This is a genomic window from Aeribacillus composti (genome assembly GCF_007827555.1).
GTDB lineage: Bacteria > Bacillota > Bacilli > Bacillales > Aeribacillaceae > Aeribacillus > Aeribacillus composti.
Window position 1 is genome coordinate 153,957 of sequence record NZ_VISS01000001.1, and the last position, 16,055, is coordinate 170,011.

Sequence of the window (16,055 nt, forward strand, 5' to 3'; positions counted from 1 at the left end):
ATAGGAATCATCGTTTACGGTTTTACCTCTCCGATCACATTTTTTTCATGAACAAAGCCAAAATGCCGGCTGTCCCTGCTGTTTAACCGATTGTCGCCAATGACAAAAATACATTTTTCCGGCACCGCTTCTTTTCCAGTTATTTCTTTTAATGTAAAATTCCCTGTGATCGGATTTCCATATACTTTTTCTTTATTTTTCTTTAAAAATGGTTCCGGTACATATTTCCCATTCACATATAATTTGTCGTTTCGATATTCAATTTTTTCTCCTGGAAGGCCGATGACCCTTTTAACCAAAACTTGCTTTTCGCCGGGCATCTGAAACACGACAATGTCAAACCGTTCAATTTTATTAAACCGATTCGTCAATTTATTTATATAAAAATGATGGCCTTCTTTTAAGGTGGGCTGCATCGATACGCCATCAACAGTGTACGCGGCAAACGCAATATTTTTAATTAAAACGGTTGATAAAAGAGCTGAAGTGACGATTCCCGCAATAACTCGTTTTTTCCTCACGGCTCTTCACCTACTTTTTATCTTTTCGTTTAATTAACGAAACATTTAAACGCTGCTCAATCCTTTTTCCGATAAACCACATGAGCGCCATCACAACAAACACAATGATCAACCGGACGGGCTCTTCAATCAGCTCCCGTAAATCATACCCTGATAAGCTAAGCATAAAAATCATCACGAGCTTCCCTGATAAAACAGCGAGCGCAAACTGCCACACATTGATTTTGGAAAGACCGGCTACTACATTTACAAGCGCAGAAGGCGTAAAAGGGAAACAGAGCATTAAAAATAAAGGAGCAAAGCCGTGCCGTTCGACCCAGTTCATCATTCGTCTTACTTTTTCATGTCTGCTTAAAAAATTTAAAAAACGCTTCCGGCCAAACTTTCGCACTAAAAAAAACACGAGCAATGCGCCTGCCGATGAACCGATCCACGAGTACAAAAAGCCGAACCAAAGTCCAAATGAATTAGCGTTCGCAATTACAAACAGAATAAGAGGCAAGAACGGAAAAAAAGCCTCAAGCATCGGAAGCAGAATCCCTGGAAGAGGTCCGAGCGCTCGGTATTCTTTAAAGAATCGTTCAACATCTTCTAATGTAATGGAATCGAAAAATGCAATGACATCCATATCTTAACTCCTTACTTCAACATCTCCTTTTATTTTACACCTTTTGAGCATAAGTTGAAAAATTTTGCCGAAAAAAATTAATTGAAATGATTTATTTTCCTGTTTTATAATAAAAATAGAACATATGTTCCATTTGAAGCGAGGTATTCCCTATGTCGAAAATACCAACCGACATTCGCCATTTGATTGAACAGTCGATCTACTTACCGATGACTGCTACGGTGCTGAACAAAGACATGAATGTCGTAAAAAAAAGTCCATTCAAGCTGAAAGATCCTTATTTGCATCTAATTGAAGAGGCGTTAAAGCTTGTACAAAAAGATTTGGCAGAGGTTCGCAAAGAATTGCGCAGACAAAAGGTGAAAGTTTTAAAAGCCAAACAGGATGAAGCATTCACAACGTACACTTTCTACTATAACGGCTACGAAGAACACCACAGCTACTTCAATCCAAGAATCCGAAATAAAGTAAATGAACTGATTGAACATTATTTGTTTAAAACTGAAAAAAAATCTGGCATTCCAACCTCTTAGACTTTTTATCTTAAAAGAAAGACAACGGCCAAACCGTTCGCTACAGAAGATGAGGGAACAGGACTATTTGTTTCGCCCGTTGAATGCCTGTCCCCTTATAACAGAAAAATGAAATCTCCCCCATTTTCTAACACGGAAAAAAGCACGCAAATTGACAGCTTGCGTGCCGGAAGATAAAGCTTATCCATCTTCTTTTCTGAATTCGCGAACGAGCTGTTCATAAATATATGCATGCTGCTCCTTCGGAAAAAGGATTGTGTTCATGCGGCGCTGCTCCTGCTCAATTCTTGAAGAGATAATCGTTCGAAGATGTGCCGTTTTATAAAATTGATGGGAAAAAGAAGATGGAGATATGTCAGCAACTATTTTCTGACCGTTACGGAATATGACTTCCGTACAATTCGAATCTGTTTTCATAAAGCGGGAAATGTGGGAATGGGAAAACCAGGCGCACTGATGCCTTGCGGGTGAATGAGTAGGAAAAAAATAAAGGGAATTGGCAGGATCAATGACAATCGGAAGCTTTTTTGTTATGCCAAGCAGCCCTTTTGATCCTTCAACTCTTCCTTTAAAGCTTGAACCATAATAACGGCAGCTTTGATCAATAACATAAACAGGTCGAATAGGTACTATGCGCTCTCCGCTAGTTTCCAAAATTTTAGCGTACAAGTGATGTTCTTTTCTAAAAGGCAAAATTGCCATTGTTTCCCCATTTACAATACATTTTTCTACCTCAAACTGCTTCGTACTCACTAGAATTCTTACCTCCTAATTTTTTCTATATAATAGTTCTTTTTTACTGATTTAAATCTATCATAAAAATTCCAAAATTTCTATATTTTTTTAAAATTTTTAAATACAAAGCATTAGATCAAGGCAAGATGTTATTGTTAATATAATTTTTCTAAAAATTACAAATTATAAGTTGATTTTTCCTTCCGAAATCCATATAATATAAAAAAGGCATCAGAGGTGATGGGTTATGGAAAACCGGAAATCTTATTCCGAACTGATGAAGACCCGTTCTGTGAAGGAAAATCCAGAAAACTTCATGATGGATGTATACATCCAAATGATTCTGGACGAAGCATGGTTCAATCATCGAAAAAAAATGCTGGAAGACAAAATTAATGATGCTCTGGACCGAAAAGATAGAGAAAAATTTATGGAGCTATCCAAAGAATATGCGAAATGGGTGCGTTAAATGATAAAAAAAAGCCAATCCCAGAGGATTGGCTCAATCTATGTGAAGGTAATGATTATGGCCAGTCAATTAAGTTGTGGTAAATTGTTCAGCTTCCGTAGACCCTTTTAAAGCGGTTGTAGAAGAAGTACCTCCAGTAATCACTTGGGCAACCTCATCAAAATAACCAGTTCCAACCTCCCTCTGATGCCGTGTTGCTGTATAACCATACTGTTCGCTTCTAAATTCGGCTTGCTGAAGTTCAGAGTAGGCAGCCATTCCATGATCTTTATACTTGCGTGCAAGTTCAAACATGCTGTAATTCAATGCATGGAATCCAGCTAAAGTAACGAATTGGAACTTGTAGCCGTAAGAAGCAATTTCCTTTTGGAAACGTGCGATAGTATCGTCATCAAGCTTTTTCTTCCAGTTAAAGGAAGGTGAGCAGTTATATGCCAATAACTTGCCTGGGAATTCTTTATGAATAGCCTCAGCAAACTTCCGTGCTTCTTCCAAATTAGGTTCAGATGTTTCACACCAAATCATGTCTGCGTATGGCGCATATGCCAAACCTCTAGCAATTGCTTGATCAAGACCAGCGCGAGTGCGGAAAAATCCTTCCTGTGTCCGTTCCCCAGTAATAAACTCTTTATCCCTGTCATCGATGTCGCTTGTGATCAAATCAGCCGCATTGGCGTCAGTGCGAGCAATGATAACAGTCGGAACATTCATCACATCAGCAGCCAGTCTTGCAGCAATCAAATTGCGAATAGCTGTTTGTGTCGGGAGCAAAACTTTTCCGCCTAAATGGCCGCATTTTTTCTCAGAAGACAATTGATCCTCGAAGTGAACAGCAGCTGCTCCTGCTTCAATCATCGCCTTCATCAATTCAAAAACGTTCAACTGACCGCCAAATCCAGCTTCAGCATCCGCAACAATTGGAACGAACCAATCAATTGAATGATCCCCTTCCATATGATGGATCTGATCTGCCCGCTGCAAAGCTTGATTAATCCGCTTTACGACATGCGGCACACTGTTAGCAGGATACAAGCTTTGATCCGGATACATTTGCCCCGCAAGATTAGCATCTGCTGCCACTTGCCAGCCGCTTAAGTAAATTGCTTTTAATCCGGCTTTTACTTGTTGGACAGCTTGATTTCCTGTCAAAGCTCCGAGGGCATTTACGTATTCCTCAGTTTTCATTAAATTCCAAAATTTTTCTGCTCCTCTTCTGGCAAGAGTATATTCGATTTCAATGGAACCTCTAAGCTTCAACACATCTTCAGCCGAATAAGGGCGTGTAATCCCTTTCCAGCGTTCATCTTTCTCCCAGCTTTCTTGCAATTGTCTCGCTTTTTCTTGTAATGTCATCTTTTCTCTCCCCTTTTTTGAAATATTTTTTAATTTAATCTTTCATAGCCTGGAAGCGTCAGAAAATCTACGAATTCATCATTTCTCACAAGCTCATCAAACAATTTCGCCGCTTCATCAAAACGCCCTTTTTGATAGGCTTCTTCACCAAACTCTTGTTTTATTTTTTCCAGCTCTTCCTGCTTAATTTTTTCATAAAGCTCTATTGTAACCTTCCGTCCGTCTTCCAACACCCCCTTTGGATGACGAATCCATTGCCATACCTGTGCCCTTGAAATTTCTGCCGTTGCAGCATCCTCCATCAAATTGTGGATAGGTGCAGCTCCTCTTCCAGAAAGCCATGATGCAAGATAACGAATGCCGACATCAATGTTCGTTCTTAATCCTTGCTCTGTAATTGTTCCTTCCGGGACTTCAAGAAGCTGTTCTGCTGAAATCTCAACATCTAGCTGTTTATCAATCTGGTTAGGTTGTTTCATATATTGGTCAAAAATTTCTTTGGCAACCGGTACAAGCGCAGGATGTGCCACCCATGTGCCATCGTGTCCATCTTTCGCTTCCCGCTCTTTATCAGCGCGCACTTTTTGGAACGCCTCTTCATTTTTCACCGGATCATCTTTAACCGGAATTTGCGCTGCCATTCCTCCAATGGCATGAACGTTCCGGCGATGGCACGTTTTAATCGCGAGCAGAGAATACGCCCTCATAAACGGAACCGTCATCGTTACTTGCGCCCGATCAGGTAAAATGACGTTTTGATCGTTTCGGAATTTTTTCAGATAGCTAAAAATGTAATCCCATCTGCCGCAATTCAATCCAGCTGAATGCTCTTTCAGCTCGTATAATATTTCGTCCATTTCAAACGCGGCCAATATCGTTTCAATCAGAACGGTTGCTTTAATCGTCCCCCGCTTTACCCCCAATTCATCTTGCGCGAAACAGAAAACATCGTTCCACCATCTGGCTTCTAAGTGGCTTTCCAGCTTCGGCAAATAAAAGTAAGGTCCGCTTCCTCTTTTGATCAGTTCTTTTGCATTGTGGAAGAAATATAGGCCAAAATCAAACAGACTGCCTGAAATCCGTTTTCCGTCCAATAGGACATGTTTTTCTTCTAGATGGAGTCCTCTCGGCCGCACGATCAGCGTTGCCGTTTCTTCATTCAGCTTATATACCCTTCCGTTTTCATTCACATATTCAATCGTTTTGTTGACCGCATCCCTTAAGTGAATTTGTCCTTCCACAATATTTTCCCAAGTCGGTGATGTTGCATCTTCAAAGTCCGCCATAAAAACTTTTGCGCCTGAATTTAAGGCATTGATAATCATTTTCCGGTCGACAGGTCCAGTAATTTCAACTCTGCGATCCTGCAAATCTTTTGGAACAGGCGGTATCGTCCAGTCCCCTTTTCGAATATGTTCCGTCTCCTTTAAAAACGACGGCTTCTCTCCTTCATTAATTCGCCTTTCCCGTTCTTTCCTCAGTTCAAGCAGCTCGATTCTTCTTGAACCAAATGTTTGTTCAAGCTTTTCGACGAACTGAAGGGCTTCGTTCGTTAAAATCTCCCTATAAGAAGGCAGAAGAGTTCCCTTCACTTCCAGCCTAGATGCTGCACTAGCCTTCACGTTTCCTCACCTACCTTGTTATAAAACAGTTTTTAAATTACATTTTTAATATATAACAGATTAATACAGATTGGAAGACTTTTTTGAAAATTCGTTGTTTTCGTTTTCTTATCACATTCAATAAGTTTTTATTAACTTCCCTTTTTCGCTCGTACATCCGATACATACCTCTATATCAATCAGCACTTTTTGAAGACTTAAATAATTTTATGTTATTTTTTATAACATGATTTCGCTTTTCAAATTAAAATAATTGTAAAATTTAATAGATTTTACAAAAAAATAGTTCATTTTCAGTGAAAATAACCAATGACAGAATAGCTACCACAAATTATTATGTTATAAAAACGAACATAAAGTGTCACAAACAGAGGAGGAGGGATAAAAAATGGAAGCTGAAAAAGGTGTAAAAAATGCAGCTTTTATTAATCAAAAACCACAATTGGAGAAAAAGAAATTAAGAATGCCTCATATTTATGTCATATTGTTTGTTTTAATAATTCTTGCTACAGCCGCTACTTATTTTGTACCTGCTGGCGTTTATGAACGTATTCCAGGACCTGAAGGAAGAACAACGATTGATCCAAACTCATTTGATTTTGTTGAAGCAGCACCTGTAAGTCCTGTTGAATTTATGATGGCAGTCCCAAAAGGATTAGTTGCAGCAAGTGATATCGTTTTTTTCACTTTGATCATCGGCGGTATATTTGCCGTTATTCGAAAAACAGGACTTATAGAAATAGGAGTAGAGAAACTAGCAAGAACATTTGCTTCCAATGGTATTGTATTAATTCCAGTTTTAATGACTGTATTCGCAATTATATGCAGTTTAATTGGAACGCAAGAACTGAGTTTAGTTTATATACCTGTAATTCTCCCCCTATTTATTGCTTTAGGATTTGATTCAATGGTGGCGGCGGCGGTTGCTTTAGTTGCAACTACTGCTGGTTTTATGACAGGCTTTCTTAACCCTATTAATACTGGTTTAGGTCAAAAAATTGCAGGACTTCCAATATACTCAGGTATAGAATTTCGCATAGCGGCTTTCGTTGTCTTTGTTTTAGCAGGAATGATTTACATTATGCAATATGCTAAAAAAGTTAAAAAGAATCCCGAAGCAAGCTTAGTATATAAAGACGATCATGCTAAAAGGAATATGTACTTCAATCAATCTGTATCCAAAGATGATGTATAAAATTTTGTGTAAAGCATTTTGCTAGACCAAAAGAAAAAAGGTAGGGTATTCTCTGATTTGGACAAAAACACATTCCAGAGAAAGGAGAACCCTACCTATGTCTAAAAGTATACCGAATGTAGACTGGGCAAATCAACTGGAAAGTGTTATTCGTCAGTTTGTAAAGGAAAAATTAGAACTGATCATGCGAGAAGAAATGAAAAGTTTCCTCGAAATTGAACAGGCTGGAACGTCGAATATGAGAAACGGTTATTATCAACGAAATCTAGATACGCAATATGGCCGGATTGAAGGTCTTTTGGTCCCAAGAGATCGAAATGGGGAATTTCAAACGCAGCTGTTTGCCCCTTACCAACGTCATACTGGCTGGCTCGAGGAAGCCGTCATCAAAATGTATCAAAGTGGCATGAGTACGCGGGAAATTGGTAAGTTTATTGAACGAATTTTAGGAAATGCCTACTCACCAACAACGATTAGTCATATTACCGATGTCGTGAAGGAAGACATCGAGAAATGGCACACTCGTCCTCTACATAAGCGTTATTCCGTCTTATATTTGGATGGTTTATACGTAAAACTTCGTCGTGAAACCGTTGAGAAAGAAGTCATTTATGTGGTGTTAGGTGTGAATGAAGAAGGATATCGTGAAATTCTTGATTTCTTTGTAGGAGGACAAGAAAGTGCCTATGTATGGCAGGAAATTCTTCAAAATCTCTACCAAAGAGGCGTCAAGGAAGTGCTTCTGGGCGTATTCGATGGACTACCGGGTTTAGAGGAAGCCTTTAAGGCGGTTTATCCGAAAGCCGATGTGCAGCGTTGTGTCGTTCACAAAGTCCGTAACACACTTAGTCGTGTTCGGAAAAAAGACCAATTCGAAATGGCGGAAGATTTGAAACTCATTTATCGATCTCCGAATAAAAAATTGCACTGGAGATGTTTCAACAGTTTGAATCAAAATGGTCCAGCAAATATCCAAGAGAAGTTCAATCTTGGGCAAATGAGTTGGATGTCCTCCTTACATTTATGGATTATCCAAACAGTATTCGAAGTGTGATTTACACGACCAATGCCATCGAACGAACGATCAAGGAGATTCGGAAACGCCTAAAGCCGATGAACAGTTTGAACAGTTTAGAAGCCGCGGAAAAAGTCGTGTATTTGACTGTTCAAGATTTTAATGAGAAATGGGCAGGGCGAAAGTTGCGAGGATTTGCCGAAGCGCATGAAGCCCTTCAACGAATGTTTGAAGAACGTTATTGTTAACCAAATATTGTAAATAAACAAAATAAGGGAATTCTCCCTTTCCACACAGGAGACTGAATATTCAGTCTCCTGTGTGGAGGAAATATCCCTCTCTATTCTAAATCCATTTCAGAGATACCCTATCTATCTTACATTACACAAAATTCTTGACAGTACCTATCCAAAAGGAATGAAATGAATAAAAAACAAAAAGCTGCTTCTTTTGCATTGTTATCCTTTTTTGTCTTATTAGTGTACGGTGTTTTAACTCAAGGCTGGTTTATGTTAGAAATGGCTGGACTGTTCATTATAATGGGTGTGGTTGTAGGCCTGATCGCTGGATTAACATTAAACGATATTTGTGAAGCATTTAATGACGGTTTTCGTGAAGTTTTAGTTGGGGCAATCATTGTTGGTATTGCCAGAGCAGTATCAGTAGTTATGGAAGACGGACAAATAATGGACACCATTGTCCATACACTAGGAACGATAGTAGGCGAAATACCAGGAACATTTAGTGTCATTGGGATGTTTATTGTCCAAATGCTATTTAGCTTTTTAATTCCGTCAGGCAGCGGACAAGCATTAGTTACTATGCCGATTTTAGCTCCGCTTTCTGATTTAATCGGAGTTACGAGACAAACAGCTGTTTTGGCCTACCAATTTGGAGACGGGCTAGGCAACATATTATTTCCAACTTCAGGATATTTTATGGCTGCACTAGCACTAGCTGGAGTTTCATGGCAAAAATGGGTTCGCTTTTATGTACCATTATTTTTAATTTGGTTTGGATTATCTGCTATTTTCCTGATCACCGCTCACTTCATTCAGTGGAACGGTTGAATCATGATTTAAAATGAGTCAAAAATTAATAAATCATCATATAAAAAACACGCAGCAAACAAAAAGTTTTCCGCGTGCTTTTTGAAATTTTATCGCATTTTTACTTAAAAAACGGCTCCCCTGGCTTTCGACTATCTTCCAATACAAGAATCCCTTTTTCCTTTGGTGCATTGGGCAAGTTTAATTCTTTTGCCGAACAGATCATGCCGCTCGAGGAAATGCCTCTTAGTTCAGCTTCTTTTATCACCATTCCGCTTGGCATAACCGCTCCTACCTTTGCAACAACAACTTTTTGTCCAGCCGCAACATTCGGTGCCCCGCAAACAATTTGAAGCACTTCATCTCCGACATCTACTTTACATACACTTAATTTGTCAGCGTTCGGATGCTTTTCTTTTTCCAATACATGGCCCACGACAAATTTAGGTGATAAATCCGCCTCCACCTTATCTTGAAAACCGTTTTGTGCAATTGTTTGATTGATCTTCTCCACCATTTCCGGCGTTACATCTAATTGGCCGTTTCCGTCAAGCGAAAAATAAGAAGTTGCCTGAAAAATGTTGAAGCCTGCTGTTTCATTAGTTTCAGCATCAAATATTTTTACAACATCTCCTTTTCTTTCAAACCGCTTCCGTTCATATGGGATATCTTTTAAAGAGATGATGAGTACATCGCCGATTCCTTGTTTATTGTAAAATACATTCATTGCTTGTCATCGTCTCCTTTCGTCAGTTTTCTGCGGTTTTTTGCCAAAATAAAGATCGGTTCGAGCTTTTTGTTTTCATAAATAAAGGATAAAGCCGTAATCGGCACCCTCCCATTTGTAAAAAAGCTCATCGTCAGCTGTGCCAAAACGTCATAACCCGTTTCATTTCGAATGTCGCCTATGATCAGCACGTCTTGATGAGGAACGCTGACAGTCATATCCCCTTGAACTTTTGATTCATATTCTTTTAAAATTGACTCATTTAAAATCCTGCTGGCATCGTAGCCGTCATTTGAATTAAAAAAATAAAAAACATTGCCTGCGACCTTATCTTCTTTTACTTTTGTCGGCAATGAACGCAAATTAAAGGCAGCCATTTCCTTCAATTGCTGGCGCGTCCAATTCTCCTTCTTCATCATCTGTTCATCAATTAGGCGATACGAATTTCCGAGATCAAGGGCATAATAAATGCGGGTCTCAGCAGTATGATCCTCAAAAATAAGAGGAACGCCATTCGACTCAACCGGAAAGGAAGTTGAGCGAATGACAGGATAAATCTGTTTTTCCTTGCCGCTTAATGCACCTTCATTTTTCATAGCTGAGAGAGACTCGGTTATGTAATAAACGAATTCATCAATCGCTTTTTCTTTTTTTTCGTTCCATTTTGAAATAATACCTGGCAAGGAGAGTGTCAGCCCTTTTTTCAATTCTGGATCTTCGATTCTTAACGTATCCTTTTTTCGATTAAATGAAAAGTGAAATGAGTAATCATTTAACTTCTCTTTTAACAATTCGACCATTTGTTCAGAATTCATAAGGCTGATCATCTCCTTTTATTTTCTTTATATTAAAGATTTAAGCCATCTAAAAATTGCTGAACTTCCTCTTTTGTTTTCCGATCTTTGCTGACGAAGCGTCCGATCTCTTTTCCCTCGTTAAATGCGATAAAGCTTGGGATGCCAAAAACATTTAATTCTGCGCATAAATCGATATATTCATCCCGATCGACATAATAAAATGCGAACTGCGGATTCTCCTTTTCCAATTCAGGAAGATGCGGCTTAATAAACCCGCAATCTGGACACCAATCAGCCGAAAATACAAATAAAGCATTTTTTCCTTTCGTAAGCTCCCAAAAATGATCAACAGATTGAATGTTTTCCATCTCTAAAAGTCTCCTTTTATCTTTTTTCATTGGCATCGTAACAAATCTCAGCAAAAAAAGCTACTAACTCGCATGCCTTTAGCCGATCAAAGTTAATTTTTTTTGGAAAATTGATATTGTCCTATTAACAGCTTCACGATATGTGCAAACATTTCTTTACGGTCGATAAAGCCGTTTGTAAAGATTCCGATTGCTCCTTCTCGATGTCTCACATTTCTTTTTTTCGCATATGCATCCATTACATCTCCAAGCTCCAAGCCTTTTTTCAACGGCTCAAGAAATTCATTCGGGAGCGGGATTCTCGCCCCTCCAGCAATATATTCATTTCCATCTTTATCAATTAATGCACCCCAATTGCATAAAAACAATCCGCGAGGTGTAACATCCACACCCCCCTCAAGACCAACCGAAAGATCCGGTTTAACTTTTTCAAAGACATTTTTTGCCCGATTTAATGCCCCCTGCAATGTTTCCTCATCGGAAAATGGCTGTGTTGAAACCCCGGATGGAACATCAACTGAGATGAATTCCATGTTCTTCTCTTCCAAAAGAGAAAAGGTCTCCTTCACCGCATTGATTTTCGCCGGGTTTTTCGATCCGATTGCGACATTCATTTTTTCCCTCCGGAATGTTTTATGTTAAACGTTTTGCTTAATCTTTTCAACAGTGGATCGATCGCAAGCTTTTATGAGCTTCACAAGCAATTCTTTTGCTGCTAAATAATCATCGACATGGATCATCGAAGCATGAGTATGAACATATCGGGCGCATATCCCGATTACCGCTGAAGGCACTCCGCTGCCAGAAATATGTACTCGGCCTGCATCTGTTCCGCCTTGGGATGTAAAATATTGATATGGAATATTGTTTGTTTCAGCTGTATCAAGAATAAATTCCCGCATTCCCCGATGAGTGACCATTGTCCGATCATAAATTCTCAGCAGAACACCTTTTCCAAGCTGTCCAAATTCGTTTTTGTCCCCGTTCATGTCATTGGCGGGACTCGCATCCAATGCAAAAAAGATGTCCGGCTTAATCAAATTGGCGGCCGTTTGCGCTCCCCTTAACCCTACTTCTTCCTGGACAGTCGCTCCAGAATACAAAATGTTAGGCAATGATTCATCTTTCACTTCTTTTAACAGTTCAATAGCCAGCCCGCATCCATACCTGTTGTCCCAAGCTTTTGCCAAAATTTTTTTCGAATTAGCCATCGGCGTAAACGGGCAGACCGGAACAATTTGCTGTCCTGGCTTGATTCCTATGGCTTCCGCATCTGAGCGATTATCAGCGCCGATATCAATCAGCATATTTTTAATCTCCATCGGCTTTTTCCGAACTTCCTCATTGAGCAAATGCGGAGGGATGGATGCGATCACGCCGATCACCGGACCGCTTTCAGTTATAATTTGCACGCGCTGCGCCAGCAAAACCTGACTCCACCATCCTCCCAGCGGCTGAAAGCGGATCATTCCATTTTCTGTAATAGATGTGACCATAAAGCCTACCTCGTCCATATGGCCTGCAACCATTATAGTTGGTCCATCCTCACTGCCTTTTTTCACTCCAAAAATGCTGCCGAGTTTGTCTTGAACGATCTCATCTGCATATTTTTCTAGCTCTTTGCGCATAAATGAGCGAACAGCGTGTTCATTGCCTGATGCACCCGGCAGCTCTGTTAATGTTTTAAATAAATCCAACGTTTCGTTGTTCATGTTTATATCCCCTTCTTTAGCTTAATTTAGACCATCACGTACACAAAATATGTATAAACTTATTTTAGCGAATGATGAATGTATATTCCACAAATGTAACAAAACTGCGTTATACTAATAGTAAATTGTTTAAGGAGGGAAGATTGTGAAATGGAAAAATTTCCTGATCGGCTTTGCAGCAGGGATTGCCGTCGGATATGTATTAAAAAACGAATATAAAAAGCCGTTTCTTTCGCCGGAAAAAGCACTTGAATCGGTGAAAAAAGCTTTTAAACAAAAAGGCCCGATCAACGGATCCTGGATTTACACCATCCCGCAAGATTATGAAAAAAATGATATATCTTATAAAGTGTATGAGGCAGGAATCAGCCGTTTTTATAAAGGGAAAACTGAACAGTTTGAAGTTATTGTCGATGCATCGAGCGGAACCATCTTACATGTAAATCAGCTTTCCTCTTAACAAGAAACAGAGAAAACGAATTTCTTTGTCTCTTTGGGGAGTGAAAAAAATGGGGATTGTTAAAAAAGGTGTGACGATTTTACATTTTGATGAAACATACCATTATCAAAGAAAATTACAATCGTATTCTCACGAATGCATTGATTTCACTGATTTAGAAGGAACCCGGCTGTTTTGTGACGGACAATCGTTAAAAGTAATAAAAAGAAAGCTGTTGAGCCGCAAGCAAAAAGGAATTACGTTCATCGGCAGCGGCGATTATCACTATGTTACATATCTCCTGTTGAATGAAATAAAACTTCCGTTTACCCTTCTTCTATTTGACCATCATACAGACTTAGACGATTCTGCAATCGGGAGGAACATGCCAATTTCTTGCGGCTCATGGTTATCTTTTGCGCTAAAAGACAATCCTTTTTTAACAAAAGCCATTATCATCGGTCCAAAATGGACAGAAAAACAAGAAATAGAAAAAGTCAAGGTCATCCCGTATACACCTGAAAATCATCCGTTTATTTTACAACAAATTCAACAAATACAAAATGATTTTGTTTATATTAGCATCGACAAAGATGTTTTAAAAAAAGGGGAGGCGGTGACAAACTGGGATCAAGGTACAATGAGTGCTGCAACATTGCTTTTTTATTTGCGGACAATATTAAATGAAAAAAAAGTGATCGGCCTCGATGTTTGCGGCGAGGCGCCGCGTAAAAGACTGGCTTTCTCCTTTCTCGAAGATCGAATGACGAATAAAAATGAAACGATAAATCTGAACATTTTAAAAATGTGCTTACGGAATCCTCACGTGTACGAAACAAATCAATTCGCCTAAAGTTTTTGCTAAGCAAAAGACTGAAGAGTGCAGAAGATTCATCCCTCGAAGATTCCATTTTTTATCAAAAAAACATCCCGCACACTATCGTGCAGGGATGTTTGTCTTTACCGAATTTTCACTTTCGCAATTTCACTTCCGCCCTATAAATCTTTTGTCCTTTTTTGGAAAATTTCTCTTCGTATTCCGTCATTACATTGTCTGTAAAATCACTTTGGTGAAGATCTAAACTTACCCATTTCAATAAAAATCCGTATTCGGAAAAACTGACAAGCGAATATTCAAACAGCCTTTGGTTATCCGTTTTAAAATGAATTTCACCTTCATCAGCTAAAATGCTCTCAAAAATGGAAAGAAAGGAATGATGTGTTAAGCGCCGCTTCGCATGGCGTTTTTTTGGCCAAGGATCTGAAAAATTTAAATAGATTCGCTCAACCTCGCCTTTCGCAAAAATTTCAGCTAACTGGCTCGCATTTACGTTCATAAGCTTTACATTCGGAAGTTCCTCTTCTTTTAATTTTTTTAAAGCCGAGACGAGGACGCTTTCCTGAAGCTCAATGCCGATATAATTAATATGCGGATTTTGCTTCCCCATACCGACAATAAACTGTCCTTTGCCGGTGCCGACTTCTATATGAACGGGATGCTCATTCCCGAACAAATCGTTCCATTTCCCTTTCCATTCAAAAGGCTGCTGTATAACAAATTGGGGATGATTTCTTAAAAAATCTCCGGCCCAAGGCTTATTTCTTAAACGCATATTCCACCTCTGTTTATTTTTTTACTATGTCAAAAGAGCCGTATACTGAACGGCTCTTTATTGTATAGAAATCGAAATGATGTATATTCTAATCAATAAAGAAATGGGGTGAGAATGAATGCAATTGAATTATCGTGATCAACTGATGCTTCTGAAAGATATTTTATCTGAACATGAAAGTGAATGCTGCGGATCAGTAGCGGAATATGAGCAATTAGAGCGCCTCATTCGGTCATTAATGGCCAATGCTGAAGTTAATGATCAGTTAAAGCAATCGCTTGAAACAATATATACTTATTGCCAAAACGGGAAAAATTCCAGCGATATAACCGATTTTATCGCCTCACATCAAGGGCAGTTGACTCAATGGCTTGAGGATATCAATGCCCTTTCCTAAGCAAAGCATTTAAAAATTCCAGCTGCTCCGCCATTTCTTTTTCATTGTTTTTTTTTCTCAAAAAAGAGATGGACAAAATGACTTGAGCTAACATATACCAATGCATGCGAACTTTTAAATCGTCCGTTAAATCAGCTCCGTATTTTTTCAGCCATTCATCCCATTCACTTTCATGAATGTAAGTATATAACAGCATTCCTAAATCAATCGCCGGATCGGCAATCATTGCTCCATCCCAATCGATTAAATACAATTGGTTGTCCTCAGATAAAAGCCAGTTGTTATGATGAATATCACAATGGCAAACAACAGCTTCTTTATGCTGCACCTCTCCTACGTTTTGTTCCAAATAACATAGTGCTTGTCGAATAACCGGAAGCTCCAAAAGCTCCAAATTCGCTGCTTTTTTTACATTTTCAAGCAGCGTTTCAGGCGAGAGCGGCTCTTTTCCTAAACGTTTTAACATATCAAGTAGTTCATACGACCGATGGATTTTCTTTAGGAGCTCCGCAACGTGCTCGTTTTTCATATCTTTCGGTTTTAAACCGCGCCCGTTTAGCCAATGCTGCGCCGTAATCACATCACCGTTTTCCATTCTTTTCGTCCAAACGAGCTTAGGAACAATTCCTTCCGCTGACAAAACAGCTAAAAACGGCGAAGAATTGCGTTTTAAGAACAGTTTTTTTCCATTTTTTTCAGCATAAAAGGCTTCTCCTGTCGCTCCTCCTGCCGGAGATATTTCCCAATCGCTACCTAATACGTCTTCCAACCAATTCACCTTCAATTTCAAGCCCACATTTCGTTAGTAGATTCACCCTGCGCAATAAAAAAGACAGCTATTGAATTGAATGAGATGTTTCCAATAGCTATCCATAATAAATT

19 protein-coding genes and 1 pseudogene are annotated in these 16,055 nt (G+C 39.1%); 8 read left to right on the plus strand and 12 right to left on the minus strand.

Translation table 11 applies throughout. The annotated features are described in order from the left end of the window. Positions 1-14 precede the first annotated feature (14 nt). Both lepB and FB379_RS00705 read right to left on the minus strand, forming a co-directional pair. Positions 15-521: a signal peptidase I gene (lepB, locus tag FB379_RS00700; protein ID WP_063386623.1), complete on the minus strand. Its 507-nt coding sequence runs from the start codon at positions 519-521 to the stop codon at positions 15-17. 10 nt (positions 522-531) lie between these two features. After that, entirely contained in the window at positions 532-1,149 is a 618-nt protein-coding gene (locus tag FB379_RS00705) for a TVP38/TMEM64 family protein (RefSeq protein WP_063386622.1), read from the minus strand. Between the two features lie 152 nt (positions 1,150-1,301). Between FB379_RS00705 and FB379_RS00710 the strand changes: the two genes are divergently transcribed. Beyond that, positions 1,302-1,682 (plus strand): YhjD family protein, encoded by a 381-nt coding sequence (locus FB379_RS00710; RefSeq protein WP_063386621.1) that lies wholly within the window; start codon positions 1,302-1,304, stop codon positions 1,680-1,682. 180 nt (positions 1,683-1,862) lie between these two features. On the opposite strand, the gene FB379_RS00715 is transcribed toward FB379_RS00710, so the two are convergent. Continuing rightward, on the minus strand, positions 1,863-2,435 hold the full coding sequence (locus FB379_RS00715; protein ID WP_144596666.1) for a competence protein ComK: 573 nt from the start codon (positions 2,433-2,435) through the stop codon (positions 1,863-1,865). Between the two features lie 229 nt (positions 2,436-2,664). Here FB379_RS00715 and FB379_RS00720 point away from each other — a divergent pair, with 229 nt between their 5' ends. Beyond that, positions 2,665-2,886 (plus strand): IDEAL domain-containing protein, encoded by a 222-nt coding sequence (locus FB379_RS00720; protein WP_063386620.1) that lies wholly within the window; start codon positions 2,665-2,667, stop codon positions 2,884-2,886. A 69-nt stretch (positions 2,887-2,955) separates the two neighbouring features. On the opposite strand, the gene aceA is transcribed toward FB379_RS00720, so the two are convergent. After that, positions 2,956-4,239, minus strand: a complete 1,284-nt coding sequence (aceA, locus tag FB379_RS00725) for an isocitrate lyase (protein WP_063386619.1) — start codon at positions 4,237-4,239, stop codon at positions 2,956-2,958. Between the two features lie 29 nt (positions 4,240-4,268). Beyond that, positions 4,269-5,831 carry a malate synthase A gene (gene aceB, locus FB379_RS00730; RefSeq protein ID WP_422386920.1) on the minus strand — a complete coding sequence of 521 codons (1,563 nt, stop codon included), beginning with the start codon at positions 5,829-5,831 and terminating at the stop codon, positions 4,269-4,271. A gap of 418 nt (positions 5,832-6,249) precedes the next feature. On the opposite strand from aceB, the gene FB379_RS00735 reads away from it, so the two are divergent. From FB379_RS00735 to FB379_RS00745, 3 genes and pseudogenes are all read left to right on the plus strand, one after another. After that, positions 6,250-7,056, plus strand: coding sequence for a hypothetical protein (locus FB379_RS00735; RefSeq protein WP_242009264.1), 807 nt, complete (start codon positions 6,250-6,252; stop codon positions 7,054-7,056). 97 nt (positions 7,057-7,153) lie between these two features. Then, positions 7,154-8,319: pseudogene (locus FB379_RS00740) on the plus strand (IS256 family transposase). 174 nt (positions 8,320-8,493) lie between these two features. Next, positions 8,494-9,141, plus strand: a complete 648-nt coding sequence (locus tag FB379_RS00745; RefSeq protein ID WP_144596668.1) for an AbgT family transporter — start codon at positions 8,494-8,496, stop codon at positions 9,139-9,141. Positions 9,142-9,241: 100 nt separating this feature from the next. On the opposite strand, the gene ytpR is transcribed toward FB379_RS00745, so the two are convergent. The 5 genes from ytpR to FB379_RS00770 all read right to left on the minus strand — a co-directional run bounded on the left by ytpR (position 9,242) and on the right by FB379_RS00770 (position 12,724). Then, positions 9,242-9,847: a YtpR family tRNA-binding protein gene (gene ytpR, locus FB379_RS00750; RefSeq protein ID WP_144596670.1), complete on the minus strand. Its 606-nt coding sequence runs from the start codon at positions 9,845-9,847 to the stop codon at positions 9,242-9,244. After that, a complete protein-coding gene (locus tag FB379_RS00755; RefSeq protein WP_063386616.1) occupies positions 9,844-10,662 on the minus strand; it encodes a DUF1444 domain-containing protein in 819 nt (272 codons plus the stop codon). Before FB379_RS00755 ends, ytpR begins: the two co-directional genes overlap by 4 nt. A gap of 32 nt (positions 10,663-10,694) precedes the next feature. Then, positions 10,695-11,012 carry a thioredoxin family protein gene (locus tag FB379_RS00760; protein ID WP_063386615.1) on the minus strand — a complete coding sequence of 106 codons (318 nt, stop codon included), beginning with the start codon at positions 11,010-11,012 and terminating at the stop codon, positions 10,695-10,697. Positions 11,013-11,104: 92 nt separating this feature from the next. After that, complete coding sequence (locus FB379_RS00765; protein ID WP_144596672.1) at positions 11,105-11,626, minus strand: DUF84 family protein; 522 nt, start codon at positions 11,624-11,626, stop codon at positions 11,105-11,107. A 24-nt stretch (positions 11,627-11,650) separates the two neighbouring features. Further along, positions 11,651-12,724, minus strand: a complete 1,074-nt coding sequence (locus tag FB379_RS00770; protein WP_144596674.1) for a M42 family metallopeptidase — start codon at positions 12,722-12,724, stop codon at positions 11,651-11,653. Positions 12,725-12,869: 145 nt separating this feature from the next. Between FB379_RS00770 and FB379_RS00775 the strand changes: the two genes are divergently transcribed. Together FB379_RS00775 and FB379_RS00780 are read left to right on the plus strand one after the other, a co-directional pair. Then, a complete protein-coding gene (locus FB379_RS00775) occupies positions 12,870-13,184 on the plus strand; it encodes a PepSY domain-containing protein (RefSeq protein ID WP_063386612.1) in 315 nt (104 codons plus the stop codon). A gap of 49 nt (positions 13,185-13,233) precedes the next feature. Beyond that, the gene (locus FB379_RS00780; protein ID WP_066250639.1) at positions 13,234-14,016 is read left to right on the plus strand and encodes an arginase family protein; all 783 of its coding nucleotides are present in this window, start codon (positions 13,234-13,236) and stop codon (positions 14,014-14,016) included. A gap of 118 nt (positions 14,017-14,134) precedes the next feature. Here the strand turns inward: FB379_RS00780 and trmB are convergent, their stop codons facing one another. Then, complete coding sequence (trmB, locus tag FB379_RS00785; RefSeq protein WP_063386610.1) at positions 14,135-14,776, minus strand: tRNA (guanosine(46)-N7)-methyltransferase TrmB; 642 nt, start codon at positions 14,774-14,776, stop codon at positions 14,135-14,137. A 118-nt stretch (positions 14,777-14,894) separates the two neighbouring features. Between trmB and FB379_RS00790 the strand changes: the two genes are divergently transcribed. Next, a complete protein-coding gene (locus FB379_RS00790) occupies positions 14,895-15,173 on the plus strand; it encodes a YtzH-like family protein (protein WP_063386609.1) in 279 nt (92 codons plus the stop codon). Here FB379_RS00790 and FB379_RS00795 read toward each other — a convergent pair. Next, entirely contained in the window at positions 15,157-15,951 is a 795-nt protein-coding gene (locus tag FB379_RS00795; RefSeq protein WP_144596718.1) for a phosphotransferase family protein, read from the minus strand. The two genes, FB379_RS00790 and FB379_RS00795, sit on opposite strands and share 17 nt — an antisense overlap. Positions 15,952-16,055 lie beyond the last annotated feature (104 nt).